Source organism: Variovorax sp. 01N429, from assembly GCF_056399425.1.
Window position 1 is genome coordinate 208040 of the sequence record NZ_JBFTRG010000006.1, and the last position, 18620, is coordinate 226659.

Genomic DNA, 18620 nt, shown 5'->3' on the forward strand with positions numbered 1-18620 from the left:
GATGAAGAAGGGGTTGGGGGAAAGTCTTGCAACTGCTTTTTCATGCGGTTCGGAGAGGTTTCCGAGGAATAAGTTCGCGCCTCGGACTTGACGAGGCCACATGGTACACATTGCGATGCACGTAGCGTCACAAAACGTGTATGACCCGGCGCGGTCCTACAGGAATGACGATCGTAGAATCCGCCGCCATGCAGCCCTCCCCCGCCGCCGAAGTCGCGCGCCCCCCCTTGATGCGCCGACTCGCGCGACTGATGGCCTGGTTCGGCGGCTCGCGCCGCTGGTGGGCTCTCGGATTCTTTACCGCACTCATTGCCGCGCTCACCGAGCCACTGATGCCCGCGTTGGTCAAGCCTTTGCTCGACCGTGGATTCACGCGCGGCCAGCTGGCGCTCTGGATCGTTCCGGTATGCATGATCCTTCTTTTCGCGGTCCGTGGACTGGCGCAATTCATTTCCCAATACGCCCTCGCGCGCATCGCGAACGAAGGCATGCAACGGCTTCGGCGCATGCTTTTCGAAAAGCTGCTCGCCGCCGAGCTCGCCCTCTTCTCGCGGCAATCCGCCAGCACGTTGTCGAACACCGTCGTGTATGAAGTCCAGACGGGCGGAATGCTGCTGGTGCAGGCCCTGCTCGGCCTGTCGCGCGACGGCCTGACGCTGATCGCGCTGCTGTGCTACCTGCTCTACCTGAACTGGAAACTKACGCTGATCGTCGGCGTCTTGGTACCCGGCGTGGGCTGGATCATGAAGGTGCTCTCCAAGCGCCTCTATCACCTGACGCGGCTTGGTCAGATCGCGACGGACGAGCTTGCATACGTGGTCGAGGAAAACGTGCTCGCGCATCGCGTCGTACGCCTGCACAACGCCCAGGAAAGCCAGACGAATCGCTTCGAGCGCCTGAGCCACAGCCTCAACCGGCTGGCCGTGAAGTCGACTATTGCATCGGCCGCCATGACGCCGCTGACGCAACTGCTCGCCGCCGTTGCGCTGTCGGTCGTGGTGGTGATCGCTCTGTGGCAGAGCAACGAACAGGGCCTGACCGTCGGCGGCTTTGTCGCCTACATCGCCGCCATGCTGATGCTGATTGCTCCCATCAGGCGGCTTGCGGACATGGCCAATCCCATCACGCGCGGACTCGCGGCGCTCGAACGTGGGCTCGAGCTGGTGGACACCGTAGGCGCCGAGCCGCAAGGCGGATTTGAAGTGCAACGCGCGAAAGGCCGGATTGAACTGCGACAAGCGCGCGTCACGTATCGCGGGGACGACGAATCGAGGGCCCTCGACGATGTCGATCTCGTCATTGAACCCGGCGAGGTCGTGGCCTTCGTCGGTCCATCGGGTTCGGGCAAGACGACACTGGTCAATCTGTTGCCGCGCTTTGTGCTGCCCAGCGGCGGCCGTGTGCTTCTCGATGGACATGACCTTGCCGAATGGCAGCTCAAGAGCCTGCGAGCGCAATTTGCGATGGTGAGCCAGGATGTGGTCATGCTGAACGACAGCCTGGCGGCCAACGTCGCGCTCGGCGCCCAGATAGATCCCGAGCGCATCCGGGCATGCGTAGCCGCGGCCAACCTCACGGTGCACGTCGATAGCCTGCCCAATGGCATCGACACCGTGCTCGGGCACAACGCCACCCAATTGTCCGGCGGCCAACGCCAGCGACTCGCCATCGCTCGCGCGCTCTACAAGGATGCCCCGATACTGCTTCTGGACGAAGCCACGTCGGCATTGGACACAGAGTCCGAGCGATCGGTCCAGGAGGCACTTCAGCGCCTCATGCAAGGCCGGACCACCCTCATCGTGGCCCACCGTTTGTCCACCATCCAGCACGCCGATCGCATCGTCGTGATGGACCACGGCCGCATCGCAGAACAAGGCACCCACGCGCAACTGATGGCGCTCGACGGCCTCTACGCGCGCCTGCAAAACCTCGCAGTCCGAGGCGCCCAACCCGGCCAAGATCCAAGGATTTGAGCTCGCCCCCAGGCTTGCTCACTTCGTGTAGCCGCCCACCCCCTACCGGGGGCGACACCGGCGGCCTGGCGAAGCCAGTTCCGCGGTGTTTCTGGATTGGGCCCGTGGTGACCGGTGGTCAGAGCAAGACGATGTCGTACTGGCCTTGGCCCATCTGGGGTTCGGCCTGCAGCGAGATCGGCTTGCCGATGAAATCGCTCAGCCCGGCAAGGTGCTGGCTTTCCTCGTCGAGGAACAGTTCGATCACTTGCGGCGAAGAGACGATGCGGAATTCGCGCGGCGTGAACTGGCGTGCTTCGCGCAGGATCTCGCGCAACACGTCGTAAGCCACGCTGCGCGGCGTCTTCACGATGCCTTGGCCGCCACAGGCGATGCATGGCTCGCACAGCATGTGCGCCAGCGACTCGCGCGTTCGCTTGCGCGTCATCTCCACAAGCCCCAGTTGCGAGAACCCGCCCGCCGTGGTCTTCACCCTGTCGCGCGCAAGCTGCTTGCGGAATTCGGCCAGCACCTGTTCACGGTGATCATCGCGCGCCATGTCGATGAAGTCGACGATGATGATTCCACCCAGGTTGCGCAGACGAAGCTGCCTGGCAATGGCCTGCGCAGCTTCGAGATTGGTCTTGAAGATGGTGTCGTCGAAATTGCGCGCGCCGACAAAGCCGCCGGTGTTCACGTCGACGGTGGTCAGCGCTTCGGTCTGGTCGACCACCAGGTACCCGCCGGACTTGAGATCGACGCGCCGCCCCAATGCCTTGGCGATTTCCTCGTCGATCGAATAGAGATCGAAGATCGGACGCTCGCCTTTGTAGAGCTGCAGCTTGCCGGCCGCCTGCGGCATGAATTCCAGGCCGAACTTGAGCAGCGCGTCGAACTGCTCGCGCGAATCGATGCGGATCGTCTGCGTGTCTTCGCTGGTCATGTCGCGCAGTACGCGCTGCAGCAGGCTCAGGTCCTGGTGCAACAGCGACATGGGCGGCATGCGCACCGACAGTTCCCGGATCCTGGACCAGGTCTTGCGCAGGTAGGCGATGTCTTCCGCAAGCTCGGCGTCGCTCGAATCCTCGCCGTTAGTGCGGAGGATGAAGCCGCCGGTGTTTGCCGGCACGACCCCACCTCCGTCGACCGCAGCTGCCGCCTCGATCAACACTTGCATCCGGCTGCGCAAGGCGTCCCGAAGATCGGCCGGGATCTTCTGGGAAACACCGACGTGATTGTCCTGAGGCAAGAAGACCAGCAGCCGGCCTGCGATGCTGATCTGGGTGGACAGCCGCGCGCCCTTCGTGCCGATCGGATCCTTGATCACCTGTACGAGCAGCGATTGCCCCTCGAACACCTGCTTCTCGATCGGAACCATTGCCGCGGGGTTGCGATGATCGCGCTCCGGCGACGGCGTGCTCGGACGCGATCCGGGCGTGAACGGCGCGAGGATGTCCGCAACATGCAGGAAAGCGGTGCGGTCCAACCCGATGTCGATGAATGCGGACTGCATGCCTGGGAGCACCCGCGATACCTTGCCGAGGTAGATATTGCCGACGAGCCCTCGCTCCAGCGTTCGTTCGAGGTGGAGTTCCTGGACCGCGCCGTGCTCGACCACTGCGACTCGCGTCTCTTGCGGGGACCAATTGATCAGGATGTCTTGCATCTGTTGTCCAGGTCTAAAGCGTGAAGCCGACCGTGCGGAGCAGCCCGGCAGTCTCGAACATCGGGAGGCCCATGATGCCCGAATGCGAGCCGCTGATGTGTTCGATGAATGCGGCCGCCCTTCCCTGTATGGCGTAGGCGCCAGCCTTGCCCATGGGCTCGCCGCTCGCGACGTACGCCACGATTCGCTCCGGTTCGACCGCAGCGAAGCGCACATGAGATACGTTCAGGAGCGCCTGTCTTTCGGCGCCATGCTGGAGGGCGATGGCGGTCATGACACGGTGGGTGCGGCCGGACAGCATGGCGAGCATGCGCTCAGCGTCTCGTTCGTCATCGGGCTTGCCAAGGATCGTTGATCCAAGCGCGACCGTGGTGTCCGCGCACAGGATCGGCGCGGCAGGCAGTGCCAGCCGCTGATGCCGCCGCACTGCCGCATCAAGCTTCAGGCCCGTGACGCGCTGGACGTAAGCCGTCGGCGATTCGCCGGGGCGGACGGCCTCGAGCGCTTCCGCATCCTCTTCGGGACCGGCCAGCAGCAATTCATGCCGCACGCCCAATTGACCGAGCAATTGCGCTCGTCGCGGGCTCTGAGACGCGAGGTAGATAAAGCCTGGGTTCATGCCGGGCGGCTCATTCGCGGTGGTATGGATGACCCGCGTTGACCGACCAGGCGCGATAGAGCTGCTCGACCAGCAGCACCCTCGCCATGGCGTGCGGGAGCGTGAGGTCGGAAAGCCGGATCCGCTCGTGCGCGGCGGCCTTGAAAGCCGGGTCCAGGCCGTCAGGGCCGCCGATGACCAACGCGACGTCGTCGCCCTCGCCCTGCCAGGCCTGGAGCCGGGCGGCAAGTGCCTTGGTGGTGAGGGACGTCCCGCGCTCGTCGAGGGCCACGATACGCATCCCTTTGGAAATGGCCGCCTCGATGCGCTCGCGTTCGGCGGCATAGAGCGTTTCGAGCGTCTTCGAGCCGCGCGGCTCGGTCTTGACAGCCCTCAGTTCGAGCTTGAGTTCAGGCGGGAATCGCTTGGCGTAATCATCCCAGGCGGTCTGTGCCCAGTCGGGCATGCGTTGCCCGACTGCGACCACCAGCAGCTTCATGACCTCGCGGCAGTGGTCTTGCGCGCAACCTTCTTGGCTGCCGGTGCCGTCTTCCTGGTGACAGTCTTGGCGCTGGTCTTTGCAGCGGCCTTCTTGGCCGGCGCCTTGTTCACGACCACTGTCTTGACGGGCGCCTTCGAAGCCGGCTTCTTCGCCGCAACCTTCTTGGCCGCGGGCTTTTTCTGCTTGGCAGCTTGTTCGGCAGCCCGGATGGCCGTCTTGGCTGCGCTCGAACGGCGCAAAGAAGTGTTCTTCGCGGCCGGCGCCTTTTCGTCTTCGGAAGCCCTGACCACGATGGGCTTGGTTGCGCCCAGCTTGGCACGCACCGGCTTGTCGCCCCAGATTTCCTCGAGGTGGTAGTACTGTCGAATGGCCGGCTGCATGATGTGCGCGACGGCGGAGCCGCAATCCACGATGATCCACTCGCCATTGGCCTCGCCTTCGACGCGGGGCTTGTTGAAGCCCGCCTCGCGCACGGCATCGAGCACGCTCGCGGCCAATGCCTTGGTCTGGCGATTGGAGGTTCCGGAAGCGACGATCACGCGTTCGAAGAGCGGCGACAGATGCTCAGTGTCGAAAACCTGGATGTCCTGCGCCTTGACGTCCTCGAGTCCATCGATGATGGCTCTCTGGAGTTTCTGGGTGTCTTTTTTGGCGGCGGCTTCAGTTCTCATCAGGCGGATCGGTAGAGATGGTGTTGTTCAATATAGCGTGCAACCGCCGGCGGAACCAGTTCGTTGAGGTCCTCGCCACGCGCGGCGCGCGACCGGATGTCGGTCGCGCTGATGTCCATTGGCGGGAGTTGGAGCTTTTCGAATCGCGCGCCGGCTGGAAGGGATGGCAGGTTCGAAGGGTCGAATTCGCCGGAAGAGCCCGTGGGTATTGCGCGATATGCTACGGAAATTATAGCGATCGAAAGTATGTCCTCCCAGCCGTGCCAGCGAGGCAGCGACAGGGCCTGGTCGGCGCCCATGATCAGAACGAGTTGCGCAGCTGGATGCGCTTGTTGCAATTCGCGCAACGTGTCGAGCGTGTAGGTCGGTCCGGGGCGGCTGATTTCGCGAGCATCGACCACCGTGTTGGCAATGCCGTCGAAGGCCAGGCGCGACATGGCCAGCCTGTCTTCGGCCGAGCTCAAGGCGCGCGCCTTGTGCCATGCCTGGCCGGTCGGGAAGATGCGAAGCTCGGCCAGCGCAAGCTGCGCAAGCGCCGACTGCACGAGCGCCACATGTGCCTTGTGCGGCGGATCGAAGGCGCCGCCGAAGACGCCGATCCGCGTTTTGATCAAAGCCATTCGCGCCGCACGATGAAGTCGCTGTAGAGCGCCGCCTCCGGGCTTCCGGGCTCGGGTTGTTGCCGATAGGCCCAGCTCGCAAGCGGCGGCATGGACAAAAGAATCGATTCGGTGCGCCCGCCAGACTGCAGGCCAAAGTGTGTGCCCCGGTCCCAGACGAGATTGAACTCCACATAACGGCCGCGGCGGTAAAGCTGGAATTGGCGTTCGCGCTCGCCGTAGGCAGTGTCTCGTCGCCGCTCGACGATCGGAATGTACGCCGGCAGGAAGGCATTCCCCACCGACCGCAGCATCGCGAAGCTTTCCGTGAAACCCAATTCGGAAAAGTCGTCGAAAAAGATTCCGCCAATGCCTCGCTGCTCGTTGCGATGCTTGAGAAAGAAATACTCATCGCACCAGGTCTTGAACCGCGGGTATTTGTCGTCGCCAAAAGGCGCGAGCGCATCGCGGCAGGTCCGATGAAAGTGAACGGCATCGTCCTCGAAGCCGTAATACGGCGTCAGGTCCATGCCGCCGCCGAACCAGCAGACCGGCGACGCATCGACCGGAAGCGCAGCCAGCATCCGGACATTCATGTGAACCGTCGGCACATACGGATTGCGCGGGTGAAACACCAGCGACACGCCCATGGCCTCGAACGGCGCGCCGGCAAGCTCGGGCCGGTGCTGCGTCGCCGAGGGCGGCAACTTCGGGCCGCGCACCTCGGAAAAGCCGCAACCTGCGCGCTCGAACAACTCGCCGCCTTCGAGGATGCAGGTCAACCCACTCCCCTGCAACACTTCGCCCGGGTCCTTGCGCCACTCGTCGCGAACGCAACTGCCGCCGTCCGCAGCCTCGACAGCCGCGATGATGTCGTGCTGCAGGCCGCGAAGGTAGTCGCCGACGTCCGCCGGCTGGGCGTCTGTCGAGCTTTGCATCAAGACTGCGAACCGCGCGCGTGCACGGCGCGGTGCCCGATGTCCTTGCGGTACTGCACGCCGTCGAACTGGACGCGCGCCGCGACGGCATAGGCGCGCTGCTGCGCCTGCTTGACACTGTCGGCCAGCACGGTCACGCAAAGCACGCGGCCGCCGCTGGTGACGAGTTCGCCGCCTTCGAGCGCGGTGCCGGCGTGGAACACCACGGCATCGGGCGCTTCCGGCGGGATGCCGCCGATGCGATCGCCTTTTCGCGGCGAAAGCGGATATCCGTGCGCCGCCAGGACAACGCCGAGCGCGACGCGGCGGTCCCATTCGAGTTCGACCTGGTCGAGCGTGCCGTCGGTCGCATGCCAGAAGACCTCGAAGAGATCGGACTTGAGCCGCAGCATGATCGGCTGCGTCTCCGGATCGCCCATCCGGCAATTGAATTCGAGCGTCTTCGGGTGCCCTGCCGCATCGATCATGAGGCCGGCGTAGAGGAAACCGGTATAGGGAATGCCGTCCTTTTCCATGCCGCGAATCGTCGGCAGGATGATCTCTCGCATGGCGCGCGCATGTACCTCCGCGGTCACCACCGGCGCGGGCGAATAGGCGCCCATGCCGCCGGTGTTCGGACCTTCGTCGCCGTCGAGCAGGCGTTTGTGGTCCTGGCTGGTCGCCAGTGCCGTCACGTTCTTGCCGTCGCACAGTACGATGAAACTGGCTTCTTCGCCCTGCAGGAATTCTTCGATGACGACCCGCGCGCCGCCTTCGTTGTGGGACACGCCGAACTTGTTGTCCAGCAGCATGAAGTCGATGGCTTCGTGCGCTTCGGCGAGCGTGGTTGCCACGACCACACCCTTGCCGGCGGCCAGGCCGTCCGCCTTGATCACGATCGGTGCACCCTTGGCATCGACATAGGCGTGTGCCGACGCAGCATCGGTGAAGGCCTCGTACTCGGCGGTCGGGATGCCGTGACGCTTCATGAACGACTTGGAGAAAGCCTTGGAGCTTTCCAGCTGCGCCGCGGCCTTGGTGGGTCCGAAGATGCGCATTCCGTGTGCGCGAAACTCGTCGACGACACCGGCCGCCAGCGGCGCCTCGGGCCCGACGACCGTCAAGGAAATCTTTTCCTGCTGTGCCCATGCGCGCAGCGCTGCGGGCTCCGAGATGTCGACGCATTCGTAGCGTCCGTCCGTACGCGTGCCGCCGTTGCCGGGCGCGACGTAAATCTTGCTCACGCGCAGCGATTGCGCCAGCCGCCATGCCAAAGCATGCTCGCGGCCGCCTCCCCCAATCACCAGTACCTTCATTCGCGGGCCTTCGTTGGCGCGTCCGTCATTCGGACATCGCTGCGTTGTGATAGACATCCTGCACGTCGTCGAGATCTTCGAGAACGTCGAGCAGCCTCTGCATCTTCGCGGCGTCCTCGCCCGCGAGCTCGATGGTGTTTTCGGCACGCATCGTCACCTCTGCCACTTCAGGCTTGAGGCCGGCGGCTTCGAGCGCGTTTTTCACGGCCTCGAAATCGGCGGCTGCCGTGAGCACTTCGATGGCGCCGTCGTCGTCGGTGATCACGTCCTCGGCGCCTGCCTCGAGCGCCACTTCCATCACCTTGTCTTCGTCGGTGCCCGGCGCGAACACGAACTGTCCGCAGTGCTTGAACTGGAATGCCACCGAGCCTTCGGTGCCCATGTTGCCGCCGTGCTTCGAAAAGGCATGGCGCACTTCGGCGACCGTGCGAACGCGGTTGTCCGTCATGGTGTCGACGATGATGGCCGCGCCGCCGATGCCGTAGCCCTCGTAGCGGATTTCCTCGTAGTTGACGCCTTCCAGATTGCCGGTGGCCTTGTCGATGTTGCGCTTGACCGTATCGGCGGGAAGGTTCACCGCCTTGGCCTTTTCAACGGCCAGCCGGAGCCGTGGATTGGCACCGAGGTCGCCGCCCCCCGTGCGCGCGGCCACCATGATTTCGCGGATGGCGCGGGTCCAGAGCTTTCCTCGCTTCTCGTCCTGCCGGCCCTTCCGATGCTGAATATTCGCCCATTTGCTGTGTCCGGCCATGGCTCAATCTCTCGCTATCCTGAGTTTTCAAAAGCAGGCAGTGAGTTTACTGTCCGGCGCGAACCGCGAGCGCCGCAATATGACGGGCGGCGAGCCGACTGCCGGTGCCTTTTTGGGATAATCCTCGCGCTGATGCGCCACATTCGCGTTCCCGGGCATCTCTTCTTTGGACCTCTTCAGCCGCCTCATGAACATTCCAATCACGACACTCATTGTCGAGGCCCAGTGACAGCACGAGTACCACTCGGGGCGCCTCCCCTGCGCGTAGAGCGCCTTTCGTTGCCCGACAGCCTGGCCCTCGCCGACGGCGGGCGTTCGCCATTCGGTGCACTCGGCTATGGAACCCCGGATGGCCTCCCCTGGATGCCGACCGTGAATGCACGCGTGCTGTCGGCGCGCGGCGCCATGGCCGACGTCTGGCATGCCAGCGAACACATCGAATCCGGAACAACGGGCGTCGTGCGATGGCGCAGCGACGGCCATTGGATGCTCGGCGCCATCGACCTTGACGAAACGGTCGAAAAGCAGGGCCTGGCCAAGCTCGCCCAGCGGGCTTATCACGACCTCTTCAAGTCGCTGGAGCAGACGGGCTGCGCTCACCTGCTGCGGGTGTGGAACTATCTCCCGCAAATCAACGGCGACGGCGGCGGTCTCGAGCGTTATCGGCAGTTCAACCTCGGCCGGCAAGAGGCATTCGTCGAAGCCGGTCAGGCCGCGTTCGAAGGCGCGCCGGCCGCCTGTGCGCTGGGCATTCATCAGGGCGCGTTGTGCATTCGATTCCTGGCCGGCCGCACGGCGCCGCTGCCGATCGAGAACCCGCGCCAGGTTTCGGCCTACCGCTATCCGCCGGCCTACGGCCCGCGCGCGCCTACTTTCTCGCGCGCCGCACTGGCCGAGATCGGCGGCGGCAACGTCGCGCTCTTCATTTCCGGCACCGCCAGCATCGTCGGCCACGAGACAGTGCATACCGGCGAAATCGTCGCGCAGACGCAGGAAACACTGCGAAATCTGGAAGCCGTGATCGGCGCCGCCAACGAACGCACGAGCGCCAGGTTCGGTCTTTCGGCACTCGATTGCGTGGTGTACGTGCGCCACGTCGCTGATGCGCCGATCGTGCGGCAGGTGCTCGAACAAGCACTCGGAGCGGACGCACACACGGTCAGCCGTGCCGTCTATCTCGAAGCCGACATCTGCCGCCAGGATCTTCTGGTGGAAATCGAAGCCCATGCCGTTGCCGGCGGCAGCTTGCGCGCCTGAAGAGCGCCTCTTGCGATGAACCGGCCGCTTCCCACAGCCATGGCGCTCTCGGTCCTGCTCGCGTTGCCGCTCTATATCCTGCTCGCGCTGCTGGGGTGCATCTCGCTCGTCTGGAATCTGATCGCGATGTTGCTGTATCCGGTGCTCCCGTTGAAGACGGCGCGCTCCCTGGGCCGGATGGTCATCGCGCGCGCCTACCGCTTCTTCTGGGCCGCCGCTTCGTTCAGCGGCATGATGCGCATCGACTCCAGCTGCCTCGATGCCTTGCGCGACGAACGCGGGCTGATCTTCGTCGCCAATCATCCGACCATGCTCGATGCCTTGCTGCTGGTGGCAAGACTGCCGCGCAGCGCCTGCATCATGAAGGCCGACCTGATGCGCAACATCTTTCTCGGCGCGGGCGCGAGGTTGGCGCGCTACATCCGCAACGACTCGGCCCGAACGATGGTGCGGCTCGCGGTCGAAGACCTCAGGAACGGTGGCCAGTTGGTGATTTTTCCCGAGGGCACGCGGACCGTGACGCAGCCTCTGAACGCCTTCAGGCCCGGCGTGACGCTGATCGCCAAGCTGGCGCAGGCACCGATCCAGACCGTCTTCATCGACACCGATTCGCCCTATCTGGCCAAGGGCTGGCCGCTGTGGCGCGTGCCGCCCTTGCCCATCGTTTTCACGCTGCGATTGGGCCAACGCTTCGCGCCTTCGCACGACAGCGACGCGCTGCTGCAGCAGATCGAACAATATTTCCGCCAATCCATGGAACAGCGCACTCCGCAGGCGCAGCCCGAATGCCAGACGTCTCGCGTACCCACCTTGTCCTGATCCCCAGCTACAACACGGGCGAACGCCTGTTCTCGACGGTCAAAGCGGCACGCGCTCAATGGAACCCCGTGTGGGTGGTGATCGACGGCAGCACCGACGGCACCGGTGAACGGATCCAGCAGATGGCGGCTTCGGATCCAGGGTTGCGCGTGTGGGTGCTGGAGCCAAACCAGGGCAAGGGTGCGGCGGTGCTGCACGGGCTTTGCGCTGCGCAAGCGGCGGGCTTTACGCATGCACTGACGATGGATTCCGATGGGCAGCATCCGGCGGACCTCATCCCGTCATTCATGAAGGCATCGCAGGCGCGTCCCGAGACGATGGTGCTCGGCCGGCCGGTCTTCGATGCCAGTGCCCCACTGCTACGGGTGCGCGGCCGGCGGGTGTCGAACAGTTGGACCCAGCTTGAGACGCTGTTCGCGGGCGTCGGTGATTCGCTTTACGGATTTCGCGTCTATCCGGTGGCGGATCTGATCGCGACGATGACGCGACAACCGTGGATGCGTCGCTTCGACTTCGACACCGAGGCTGTGGTTCGGCTGGCGTGGCGCGGCATCAAGCCCGTCAACATCGATGCGCCGGTGAAGTACCTGAGCGCTGAAGAAGGCGGCGTTTCGCACTTTCACTATGTGCGGGACAACCTGCTACTCACGTGGATGCATGCTCGGCTGATGGTGGAGTTTGTGCTGCGGCTGCCTGGGTTGCTGATTCGCAAGTTGCGGCGAGCTCCGCCGTTTCAGGTGTGAGTTTGGTCAGCGCCACCGGGCTTACGCAGTAGGACATCCGTCGCCAACTAAAGTCAGGGTCAGTTCCACGTCGTGTCGAGCCCGCAACTCTCGTTCGAACTGAATGATTTTCTGCGGCGGCGTAGCCAGGCAAGCCACAATCAGAACTTTGCTCGGCTTGATTCGCACCACTGCATCGACGACGGGCGTGGCGAGTGCAGATTTGACTTCGCCTACTTGATAGGCATCTGGCGTGATGCTGACCTCGCCAGAAGCATGACGCCTCCACCAACCAGACTCGAATGTGCAACCCGCCAGGCGCGAACGCGTTCTTCGTCGAGGTTCTGGTTGATTGCGCTGCCCAAAGGGGCCCCGCACAAAAAGCCGACGAGTAGCACCAGGAAGCCGCTACTTGAAAGCACGGCGGCAGACACAGTTGCCATTCGTTCAGTCCGTTGATTTACGTCTCCTGAGCTTAAACGAAGGCGCTTTGGACGACGGCGACGAGAGTCCGGACTTGGCCGCGAGCCGCGGTACGAGCCGCTACTGTAGCCATCGAAGATTGGCCCAGAAACTATCGCCGAATCGAGCAGCGCAGATTCCGCAGACGAGGACGACAACACCCACAAGAATGCATGCACCCAGAGCACTGAGCGGCGACAGGCTGACGCATATGCCCAAGCCGACCGCCAGGCCAAACAGAGCTCCGCACGCAAAACGCACCTTCAATTCGAATGCATCAGGCTTCCTCCCTGCGAGAGCCGGCCCCGATTCGGTCTTCATGCTCGTCCTGACGTTTGTTTGGAGGACGGCGTCGCCCTCCGGTGTTGGCCGATTGGCGCCGGCCTACCTATCCACCGTCTTGCGCAGGACCGCGTTGCGCTGAACGACGCGAAATCCGCAGCTCTCGTAAAGTCGAGCGGCGTCGTGTGCATTGTCGGCATCCACGCCGAGCACGGATTCGTTCATGCCAGCGTCGCGTTGCGCATGTAGGGCCCTCGCGATTAGCGCGCGCGCCAAGCCGCGTCGGCGCCACGGCGCTCCGACGCTGATGAATTCCGTCTCGCCGCGCCGACGGTTCTGCGTCGTGTTCTGCTCTTCGTTGATAAAGGGCTTCACCTGCCCGGCCACGCGACCGCTTTCCACGTGCCAGGCCACCTGCCACAAGTGCGGCTGAAAAGTCGGCAGCGTCGTCCAGCGCTCGAAGTCGCCTGGCTTGGGCGGTGCGATGCCCCAATGTCCCTGCAAAGCTTCCATGTGGGCGTCGAAAATCGGGCGCAAATGTTCTAAATGCACCGGACGCACCTCGAAGCCTTCGGGCAGGGGGGCGGCGGGTATGTGGTCGAGCGTGGGCCGCTCCATGAGCATGAAATGGCGAGCGGGCACATAACCGGCGCGGCGCAGCATTGCTACGCGGCCGACTTCGCCCTCGGTCACGAAGACGTGATGCACAGACACACCGCCTTGGTCCCTCGCAAACTCGCGCTGTCGCGTTTCCACCCAGCGCAGCAGTTCGGCGCCAATGCCGCGCCGCCGAAAGGCTGGATGGACGAAGCCGACCTGACCCTGGGCCAGCCAGCCGTTTTCGTCGGTCCAGTGCGAGGTGCGCACGTAGCCCACCAACTGGTCGTCGAGTTCGGCCATCACGATGTCGCCCTGCGGGTCGAAGTCAGTGAACCGGGCGTAATCTTGTCGTATGTGTTCCGGAGTGCGAATCCAGCCCATCTTGTCAGCCGCAAATACTGCGTTGGCCACCTCTGCCATCGCAGGAAAATCGCCATCGCCGGCAAAGCATCGCAATCGAAGGCCTGTTGGGATTTTTTTCATCGCAGCAAATGTCCGCTCCTGGGCCGTTTGAAGCCTAGCTTGGCCAACAGCAGCAAGTTGCCACGGAGACACCGCAATCCAAGGTGTTAGCCACCGACTGCCATGGTCCTGTTGACGTGTTCTGACGGCGCCCATCGGGCCCCTCCTGTTGTGACACGGAATTCAGGCGCGCCGACTCAGCGCACTTGCGAAAGCGCCGCACCGTCAACATGAAGCCGAGCGTCATGCCAACACGAAAAATGGCCTGCTTGGCAAACTGAAAGCAGGAGGCGCCGCCCGAGTGCACTCCGTGGGCGCAGCTGAATCCCTTGTACGGCGAGTAGCGCTGATAACCTTCGATTGCCGATACCGCCATGCCTCTCATGTGGTCGCCCTCATCGGTATTGTTCTGGCCGCATTCTGCCTGCCGCCGCCCATGCCTACTTGAAGTCTTTGCCCATCAGCTCCCACACGACACCGGCAAGCCACCCCAGGCCGACGAGCCATGCTCCGACCTGAACGGCATCCGCGCCTGGCGCCAGCCAATGGACAAGCACCGCAGTCGGCAATGCAGCTACTGCGCCAAAGCGAGGACATCAAGCGTTTCAGAGGTGCGTGGTGAGTGTCTGGTTCTGGTGGCGACGTGACCTTTGAGCAGCGCGCTCATGGTGCCATGACCTGCCGAACCACGGCACGGGTACGGTAGCGCTCGAACCACGCAGCCACCTCACAATACTCGTCATCGAGCGGGACGCCTCGTCGGCGTCCGAAGTCCAGAGCTGCGGCGAGCGTGCAGTCAGCAATCGTAGGGCGGTCGCCGGCGATGAAGCGCCGTCCATCGCGCAGCCGGTCGTTTAGGAAGCCCAGCCCAAGCGGCAACATGCTTCTGAAGTGGTCTGCCAGCAGCGGTTCGGGCCGCCGCGCCATCGGCGAGTTCGTCGCATGGACAAGCCTGCCGAGGGGCAGCAGCACGCGCAGTTCGGCGACGCGGTCCAGCTCGCGCACTCGCGCCCGCTCCAGGGTTGTGCTGCCGAACATCGAAGGGTCGGGAAAGCATTCCTCAAGATATTCGATGATGGCCAGCGATTCGCTGAGAAACACGCCATCCTCGACTTCCAGAACCGGAATCCTGCCTATCGGGTTCCGCGCTAGGTGCGGCTCCTGACGCTGCTCCCCGGCCTGAAGATTGACGACGACATCGGTGACCTGGAGAACTGGCTGAACCGCATTCTTCTCGGCCACGTAGAGACGAACACGCGTGGGGCTGGGGGCACCTGGACAAATGAAAAGGTTCATATTGGAGGCATCGCCTGAAGGACCGCTCCTGCGCGAGCCGCAGTACAAGCCTACCGGAGCCAACGAAGATTCGCCCAGAAGTTGTCGCCGAACCGAGCGGCGCAGATTCCACAGGCGAGGACGGCAGCCCCCACAAGAATGCATGTGGCCAGAGCACTAAGCGGCGACAGATTGACGCATAGGCCCAGGCCAACTGCCAGCCCGAGCAGAGCTCCGCACGCAAAGCGCACCTTCATCTCGAATGCATCGGGCTTCCTGCCCGCGAGAGCCGGTCCTGATTCGGTCTTCATACTCGTCCTGGAGGTCTGTATGGAGGACGGCGTCGACCGTCCGGTGTTGGCCTGCATCCTGCCACATGGTTGTCGGCGCCGGGGTGCCCGAAGCCCGGCTCAAATTTTCTACAAATCTGCCGATATCAAACAACTTCAGGCCGAACAAAAGCTCGCGACCGGAATTTCAGAGTACTACAAGGAGAGAGCACATGCTGATTTGGAGAGGGTATGGAATCATGGTTGCGATATTCGCGGTCCTCGGCCTGCTTGCCAGCAAGATTGGCGCGGAGCGCTTGTTTGGAGTCCCGATTCCGGTCGACAAAAAGCAATGGTCTGAACTGATAGGTTTGTGCTTTGCCGCAGCTCTGGTTTACGGACTGCATCTCCTCCTGCAAAGGTCATCCGAGCCGCGCGCCGTGATTGACAAGAAGACCGGGACGGAGATGGTCCTGGTGACCAAACACGACCTCTTCTTCATTCCAGTGAGGTATTGGCCATTCATTTTGGTCGCGCTCGGCTTGATGTCCTTCTTTCAGAAGTAGTCATCGCCTCCGGATGGGTCGTTCGCTTTTTGCCCGCATCAGCTCGCACGGCGTGACGCAGGTGCGACTCGCGAGTTCGGAAATGCCGATGACGAACGCCCCCGTCGAACAGCCACGGAGCCCGCGCCGCCTACCGGGCGGCCCCCCAAAAGAGCCGAAGCACTAAATCATCCCACCATTGATCGAGATCACCTGCCCAGTGATGTAAGCAGCGTCGTCACTCGCAAGAAACCCCGCCAGCGCCGCCACTTCTTCCGGCCTACCCGCGCGTTTAACAGGCACCATCTGATTGATCGTCGCCGCATCGAAAACCCCATCAGCCATTGGCGACGCAATGATCCCCGGCGCAATCGCGTTCACCGTCACGCCCCGCGCAGCAACTTCCAGCGACAACGCCTTGGTCGCACTGTTGAGTGCACCCTTGGCCGCTGCATAGTTGACCTGCCCTCGATTGCCCGTCAAAGACGCCACCGAAGAGATGTTCAGGATGCGCCCCCACCGCGTGCGCAGCATCGGCAACAACAGAGGCTGTGTCACGCGGAAAAATCCGTTGAGCGATACGTCGATCACCTTGTGCCACTGCTCAGGCCGCATGCCCGGCAGAACCGCGTCGTCGTGGACACCGGCATTGTTCACGATCACCTGCACCGGTCCGCTCTCGAGCATGCGTTCGCATGCGGCGCGCGAAGCCTCGTCGCTACGCAGATCGAACATCACGCATTCGGCTTTGCCACCGGCCTCCATGATGGCCGCAGCCAGTTGCTCGACCGCCTCGGGCCGCGAGTTCGCGTGAAGCAACACTGTGGCCCCGTCGCGGGAGAGACGTTGAGCAATGGCCGCGCCAAGCGCGCCGCTTGCGCCAGTGATCAGCGCGCGTTTTCCTGTGAGACTCATGATGTGGTTTCCATGGCGAGCGGTGTATTGAGCACGACGACTGCCCGCCCCTCTGCAAGCGAACGTGCAGCGTCGTCTTTCACCGCGAATTCGTAAAGTATCTGGCTACCATCGCCTGAGATTCGCTGGGCATGCACGTGCAACGCCCCGGCAACATCGTCGATGCGCTCGACAGCCAGCCGGACATTGCGCGCACTCGCCAGAAACCCGGCCGATGGCTCGCTCCCCTCCACTGCCAACAGGCCCCCATGCAAAGCCATCGCCTGGGCGGCGTACTCGATGAGCGTCGGCGACAACAGCCCACTCGCGGTGCGAAGCGGATTGTCAGCGCGCGTGTGGGTCGTCGTCGTGCAGTGGATGGCGTTCGCGTCCCATGATTCCAGCCGCTCCAGCAGGCACATCGTGCCGCTATGCGGAATCCGCCGGGCAATGCCCGCCTGGTCGAGTGTTTGAGGTGCGGTCATTCAGATTTCCTTCAGATCGGCCACGAGCAGAACATTGGCAAAGGGCGTTCCCTGGCTCATCGGAATGCTCTGCACGGAAAATCCCAATCGCTCCAGCAGCGCCATCCAATCGTTGAGCGTGCGGCCCCAGGTGGGCGACACGCGATGTCCTCGAATGCGAGTCACCGTCCGGTCAACCCATTGGCTGATCGCGAAACCGCGTCTGCTGGCCGCATCGCCGACGCGCAACAGCAGCCGCCCGCCCGGCTGCAATGCATTGCGTACCCGATGCAGGACGCCCTCTTGCGCTTCAAGGTTGACGTAATGCAGCACATCGAGAATGACCACCAGGTCACTCGGCGGCAAGCTGGCCTTGCACATGTCGGCGCACAGGAAGCGGGGCGTCGGCTGCAGATGCCCCACCGATGCTTCGGCGCGAGCCACATCCTTGGGCATCAACTCGATGCCCGTATAGCTGGCGGCTTTCGGCGCGACAGGCCACGATGCGGGCCATTTTCCGGCTTCCGTTTGCATGGCGCTCATCGCCGACAGCAGACTCGCGAACAGACCCTGGCCGCACCCGATGTCCACCACGCGACCATGCGCTTCTCCGATCAGGCCCCTTTCGATGAGCCCTCTGAAGACCGGATCGCGGCCCAGCTTGCCGCGCGCGAAATGCCAGGCGAAGTTCCCTGCCCTCCTGTACGGATCGGTCGCACGCTCGTGCAATCGATGCCACGCGGCGTCGGTAGAAGCCCGTTCGCTCATACCGACATGCCTTTCGGCAAGGTTACTGCGCGCAAGCCGTCCGTCCGGATGCGCGCCAGAAGCTGCGGCAACACCTCCAGCACGACGGCTCGCCCGGCGGCCGTACGCGCTGCATTCCCGTCGTGCAACAGCAGGATGTCGCCAGCCTTCAGGTTCTTCGTCAGCCGCGCAAGCACCGTCGCCGCGTCGCCCTCGCGCGTGTCGTAGCCGCGCCGCGTCCAGCTGACCAACGACAGGCCCATGCCATGCAGCACCGGCGCCAGGAAGGCATTGCGCAATCCCGCAGGCGCACGAAAACACGTTGGACGTTCCCCGGTGGCATCTTCCAGCACCTGCTGCGCGCGCGAGATCTCGGCCGTGAAGCCGCGCGGGCCGAGCAATGAAAAATTGTGCCGATGCTGTGCCGTGTGGTTCTGGATGCTGTGCCCGCGTGCGACGATCTCGCGCGCCAGCGCCGGATGTTCGAGCACACGTTCGGCGATGCAGAAGAACGTGGCGCGCTGCTCATGCGCATCGAGCAGGTCGAGCACCTGCGGCGTGACCTCAGGATCGGGCCCATCGTCAATGGTGATGGCAACCTCCCGCCGATCGGCGGCCGCCTGCGGCAAGCGCGTGATGTTCGGGCCCAGCAGACTGCTGCGCGGCGTCAGGCCAGCCACCGTGATCACCACATGGTTCAGCACGACCGCGGCGATCGCCCAGGGCGCCGCACCCGGGACCAACCAGGCTGCACCCAAGGCGGCGACATGCCAGCCAACACTGGCGCGAATGATCGGCGGCCAGGACCACGATCCGGGGACTGATGAGGAAAGAACTTGCGACATGAAAA

21 protein-coding genes are annotated in these 18620 nt (G+C 63.5%); 5 read left to right on the forward strand and 16 right to left on the reverse strand.

Annotation, left to right across the window (positions count from 1 at the left end):
• Positions 1-230 precede the first annotated feature (230 nt).
• Positions 231-1973: a lipid A export permease/ATP-binding protein MsbA gene (gene msbA / locus AC1DSF_RS13275; RefSeq protein WP_478123963.1), complete on the forward strand. Its 1743-nt coding sequence runs from the start codon at positions 231-233 to the stop codon at positions 1971-1973.
• A 118-nt stretch (positions 1974-2091) separates the two neighbouring features.
• Here msbA and rng read toward each other — a convergent pair whose 3' ends face one another.
• Genes rng through AC1DSF_RS13315 form a run of 8 tightly spaced genes read right to left on the reverse strand, consistent with a single transcriptional unit; the run spans position 2092 to position 8972 of the window.
• Positions 2092-3618 (reverse strand): ribonuclease G, encoded by a 1527-nt coding sequence (gene rng / locus AC1DSF_RS13280; RefSeq protein WP_478123333.1) that lies wholly within the window; start codon positions 3616-3618, stop codon positions 2092-2094.
• A 13-nt stretch (positions 3619-3631) separates the two neighbouring features.
• Positions 3632-4237, reverse strand: a complete 606-nt coding sequence (locus tag AC1DSF_RS13285; protein ID WP_478123334.1) for a Maf family protein — start codon at positions 4235-4237, stop codon at positions 3632-3634.
• Between the two features lie 10 nt (positions 4238-4247).
• Positions 4248-4715 (reverse strand): 23S rRNA (pseudouridine(1915)-N(3))-methyltransferase RlmH, encoded by a 468-nt coding sequence (gene rlmH, locus AC1DSF_RS13290; protein WP_478123335.1) that lies wholly within the window; start codon positions 4713-4715, stop codon positions 4248-4250.
• Positions 4712-5389: a ribosome silencing factor gene (rsfS, locus tag AC1DSF_RS13295; RefSeq protein WP_478123336.1), complete on the reverse strand. Its 678-nt coding sequence runs from the start codon at positions 5387-5389 to the stop codon at positions 4712-4714. Before rsfS ends, rlmH begins: the two co-directional genes overlap by 4 nt.
• The gene (nadD, locus tag AC1DSF_RS13300; RefSeq protein ID WP_478123337.1) at positions 5389-6009 is read right to left on the reverse strand and encodes a nicotinate-nucleotide adenylyltransferase; all 621 of its coding nucleotides are present in this window, start codon (positions 6007-6009) and stop codon (positions 5389-5391) included. The genes rsfS and nadD overlap by 1 nt, the downstream gene beginning before the upstream one ends.
• The gene (gene hemF / locus AC1DSF_RS13305; protein ID WP_478123338.1) at positions 6000-6926 is read right to left on the reverse strand and encodes an oxygen-dependent coproporphyrinogen oxidase; all 927 of its coding nucleotides are present in this window, start codon (positions 6924-6926) and stop codon (positions 6000-6002) included. Before hemF ends, nadD begins: the two co-directional genes overlap by 10 nt.
• The gene (purD, locus tag AC1DSF_RS13310; RefSeq protein WP_478123339.1) at positions 6926-8221 is read right to left on the reverse strand and encodes a phosphoribosylamine--glycine ligase; all 1296 of its coding nucleotides are present in this window, start codon (positions 8219-8221) and stop codon (positions 6926-6928) included. Before purD ends, hemF begins: the two co-directional genes overlap by 1 nt.
• Before the next feature lie 25 nt (positions 8222-8246).
• Complete coding sequence (locus AC1DSF_RS13315; protein WP_478123340.1) at positions 8247-8972, reverse strand: YebC/PmpR family DNA-binding transcriptional regulator; 726 nt, start codon at positions 8970-8972, stop codon at positions 8247-8249.
• Positions 8973-9197: 225 nt separating this feature from the next.
• On the opposite strand from AC1DSF_RS13315, the gene AC1DSF_RS13320 reads away from it, so the two are divergent.
• From AC1DSF_RS13320 to AC1DSF_RS13330, 3 genes are read left to right on the forward strand one after another with little or no spacing between them, the layout of a single operon-like run.
• Positions 9198-10229 carry a chorismate transformation FkbO/Hyg5 family protein gene (locus tag AC1DSF_RS13320; RefSeq protein ID WP_478123341.1) on the forward strand — a complete coding sequence of 344 codons (1032 nt, stop codon included), beginning with the start codon at positions 9198-9200 and terminating at the stop codon, positions 10227-10229.
• A gap of 15 nt (positions 10230-10244) precedes the next feature.
• Positions 10245-11048 carry a lysophospholipid acyltransferase family protein gene (locus tag AC1DSF_RS13325; protein ID WP_478123342.1) on the forward strand — a complete coding sequence of 268 codons (804 nt, stop codon included), beginning with the start codon at positions 10245-10247 and terminating at the stop codon, positions 11046-11048.
• Entirely contained in the window at positions 11015-11791 is a 777-nt protein-coding gene (locus tag AC1DSF_RS13330) for a glycosyltransferase family 2 protein (RefSeq protein WP_478123343.1), read from the forward strand. The genes AC1DSF_RS13325 and AC1DSF_RS13330 overlap by 34 nt, the downstream gene beginning before the upstream one ends.
• 212 nt (positions 11792-12003) lie before the next feature.
• Here the strand turns inward: AC1DSF_RS13330 and AC1DSF_RS13335 are convergent, their stop codons facing one another.
• The 4 genes from AC1DSF_RS13335 to AC1DSF_RS13350 all read right to left on the reverse strand — a co-directional run bounded on the left by AC1DSF_RS13335 (position 12004) and on the right by AC1DSF_RS13350 (position 14872).
• On the reverse strand, positions 12004-12213 hold the full coding sequence (locus AC1DSF_RS13335; RefSeq protein WP_478123344.1) for a styrene oxide isomerase: 210 nt from the start codon (positions 12211-12213) through the stop codon (positions 12004-12006).
• A 403-nt stretch (positions 12214-12616) separates the two neighbouring features.
• Positions 12617-13732 (reverse strand): GNAT family N-acetyltransferase, encoded by a 1116-nt coding sequence (locus AC1DSF_RS13340; RefSeq protein ID WP_478123345.1) that lies wholly within the window; start codon positions 13730-13732, stop codon positions 12617-12619.
• On the reverse strand, positions 13632-13961 hold the full coding sequence (gene yidD, locus AC1DSF_RS13345; protein ID WP_478123346.1) for a membrane protein insertion efficiency factor YidD: 330 nt from the start codon (positions 13959-13961) through the stop codon (positions 13632-13634). Before yidD ends, AC1DSF_RS13340 begins: the two co-directional genes overlap by 101 nt.
• A gap of 278 nt (positions 13962-14239) precedes the next feature.
• On the reverse strand, positions 14240-14872 hold the full coding sequence (locus AC1DSF_RS13350; protein WP_478123347.1) for a glutathione S-transferase family protein: 633 nt from the start codon (positions 14870-14872) through the stop codon (positions 14240-14242).
• 481 nt (positions 14873-15353) lie between these two features.
• Between AC1DSF_RS13350 and AC1DSF_RS13355 the strand changes: the two genes are divergently transcribed.
• The gene (locus AC1DSF_RS13355) at positions 15354-15686 is read left to right on the forward strand and encodes a hypothetical protein (RefSeq protein ID WP_478123348.1); all 333 of its coding nucleotides are present in this window, start codon (positions 15354-15356) and stop codon (positions 15684-15686) included.
• A gap of 162 nt (positions 15687-15848) precedes the next feature.
• Here the strand turns inward: AC1DSF_RS13355 and fabG are convergent, their stop codons facing one another.
• From fabG to AC1DSF_RS13375, 4 genes are read right to left on the reverse strand one after another with little or no spacing between them, the layout of a single operon-like run.
• Positions 15849-16580: a 3-oxoacyl-ACP reductase FabG gene (gene fabG, locus AC1DSF_RS13360; protein WP_478123349.1), complete on the reverse strand. Its 732-nt coding sequence runs from the start codon at positions 16578-16580 to the stop codon at positions 15849-15851.
• The gene (locus AC1DSF_RS13365; protein WP_478123350.1) at positions 16577-17044 is read right to left on the reverse strand and encodes a hotdog family protein; all 468 of its coding nucleotides are present in this window, start codon (positions 17042-17044) and stop codon (positions 16577-16579) included. The genes fabG and AC1DSF_RS13365 overlap by 4 nt, the downstream gene beginning before the upstream one ends.
• The gene (locus tag AC1DSF_RS13370; protein WP_478123351.1) at positions 17045-17791 is read right to left on the reverse strand and encodes a class I SAM-dependent methyltransferase; all 747 of its coding nucleotides are present in this window, start codon (positions 17789-17791) and stop codon (positions 17045-17047) included.
• The gene (locus AC1DSF_RS13375; protein WP_478123352.1) at positions 17788-18615 is read right to left on the reverse strand and encodes a polysaccharide deacetylase family protein; all 828 of its coding nucleotides are present in this window, start codon (positions 18613-18615) and stop codon (positions 17788-17790) included. The genes AC1DSF_RS13370 and AC1DSF_RS13375 overlap by 4 nt, the downstream gene beginning before the upstream one ends.
• Positions 18616-18620: the final 5 nt, after the last annotated feature.

What these genes read in the sequence shown, in the direction of transcription:
- rng (WP_478123333.1), bottom strand. Translation starts at nt 3,618, where the DNA reads ATGCAAGACATCCTGATCAATTGGTCCCCGCAAGAGACGCGAGTCGCA.
- AC1DSF_RS13285 (WP_478123334.1), bottom strand. Translation starts at nt 4,237, where the DNA reads ATGAACCCAGGCTTTATCTACCTCGCGTCTCAGAGCCCGCGACGAGCG.
- rlmH (WP_478123335.1), bottom strand. Translation starts at nt 4,715, where the DNA reads ATGAAGCTGCTGGTGGTCGCAGTCGGGCAACGCATGCCCGACTGGGCA.
- rsfS (WP_478123336.1), bottom strand. Translation starts at nt 5,389, where the DNA reads ATGAGAACTGAAGCCGCCGCCAAAAAAGACACCCAGAAACTCCAGAGA.
- nadD (WP_478123337.1), bottom strand. Translation starts at nt 6,009, where the DNA reads ATGGCTTTGATCAAAACGCGGATCGGCGTCTTCGGCGGCGCCTTCGAT.
- hemF (WP_478123338.1), bottom strand. Translation starts at nt 6,926, where the DNA reads ATGCAAAGCTCGACAGACGCCCAGCCGGCGGACGTCGGCGACTACCTT.
- purD (WP_478123339.1), bottom strand. Translation starts at nt 8,221, where the DNA reads ATGAAGGTACTGGTGATTGGGGGAGGCGGCCGCGAGCATGCTTTGGCA.
- AC1DSF_RS13315 (WP_478123340.1), bottom strand. Translation starts at nt 8,972, where the DNA reads ATGGCCGGACACAGCAAATGGGCGAATATTCAGCATCGGAAGGGCCGG.
- AC1DSF_RS13325 (WP_478123342.1), top strand. Translation starts at nt 10,245, where the DNA reads ATGAACCGGCCGCTTCCCACAGCCATGGCGCTCTCGGTCCTGCTCGCG.
- AC1DSF_RS13330 (WP_478123343.1), top strand. Translation starts at nt 11,015, where the DNA reads ATGCCAGACGTCTCGCGTACCCACCTTGTCCTGATCCCCAGCTACAAC.
- AC1DSF_RS13335 (WP_478123344.1), bottom strand. Translation starts at nt 12,213, where the DNA reads ATGGCAACTGTGTCTGCCGCCGTGCTTTCAAGTAGCGGCTTCCTGGTG.
- AC1DSF_RS13340 (WP_478123345.1), bottom strand. Translation starts at nt 13,732, where the DNA reads ATGGGCGCCGTCAGAACACGTCAACAGGACCATGGCAGTCGGTGGCTA.
- yidD (WP_478123346.1), bottom strand. Translation starts at nt 13,961, where the DNA reads ATGAGAGGCATGGCGGTATCGGCAATCGAAGGTTATCAGCGCTACTCG.
- AC1DSF_RS13350 (WP_478123347.1), bottom strand. Translation starts at nt 14,872, where the DNA reads ATGAACCTTTTCATTTGTCCAGGTGCCCCCAGCCCCACGCGTGTTCGT.
- AC1DSF_RS13355 (WP_478123348.1), top strand. Translation starts at nt 15,354, where the DNA reads ATGCTGATTTGGAGAGGGTATGGAATCATGGTTGCGATATTCGCGGTC.
- fabG (WP_478123349.1), bottom strand. Translation starts at nt 16,580, where the DNA reads ATGAGTCTCACAGGAAAACGCGCGCTGATCACTGGCGCAAGCGGCGCG.
- AC1DSF_RS13365 (WP_478123350.1), bottom strand. Translation starts at nt 17,044, where the DNA reads ATGACCGCACCTCAAACACTCGACCAGGCGGGCATTGCCCGGCGGATT.
- AC1DSF_RS13370 (WP_478123351.1), bottom strand. Translation starts at nt 17,791, where the DNA reads ATGAGCGAACGGGCTTCTACCGACGCCGCGTGGCATCGATTGCACGAG.
- AC1DSF_RS13375 (WP_478123352.1), bottom strand. Translation starts at nt 18,615, where the DNA reads ATGTCGCAAGTTCTTTCCTCATCAGTCCCCGGATCGTGGTCCTGGCCG.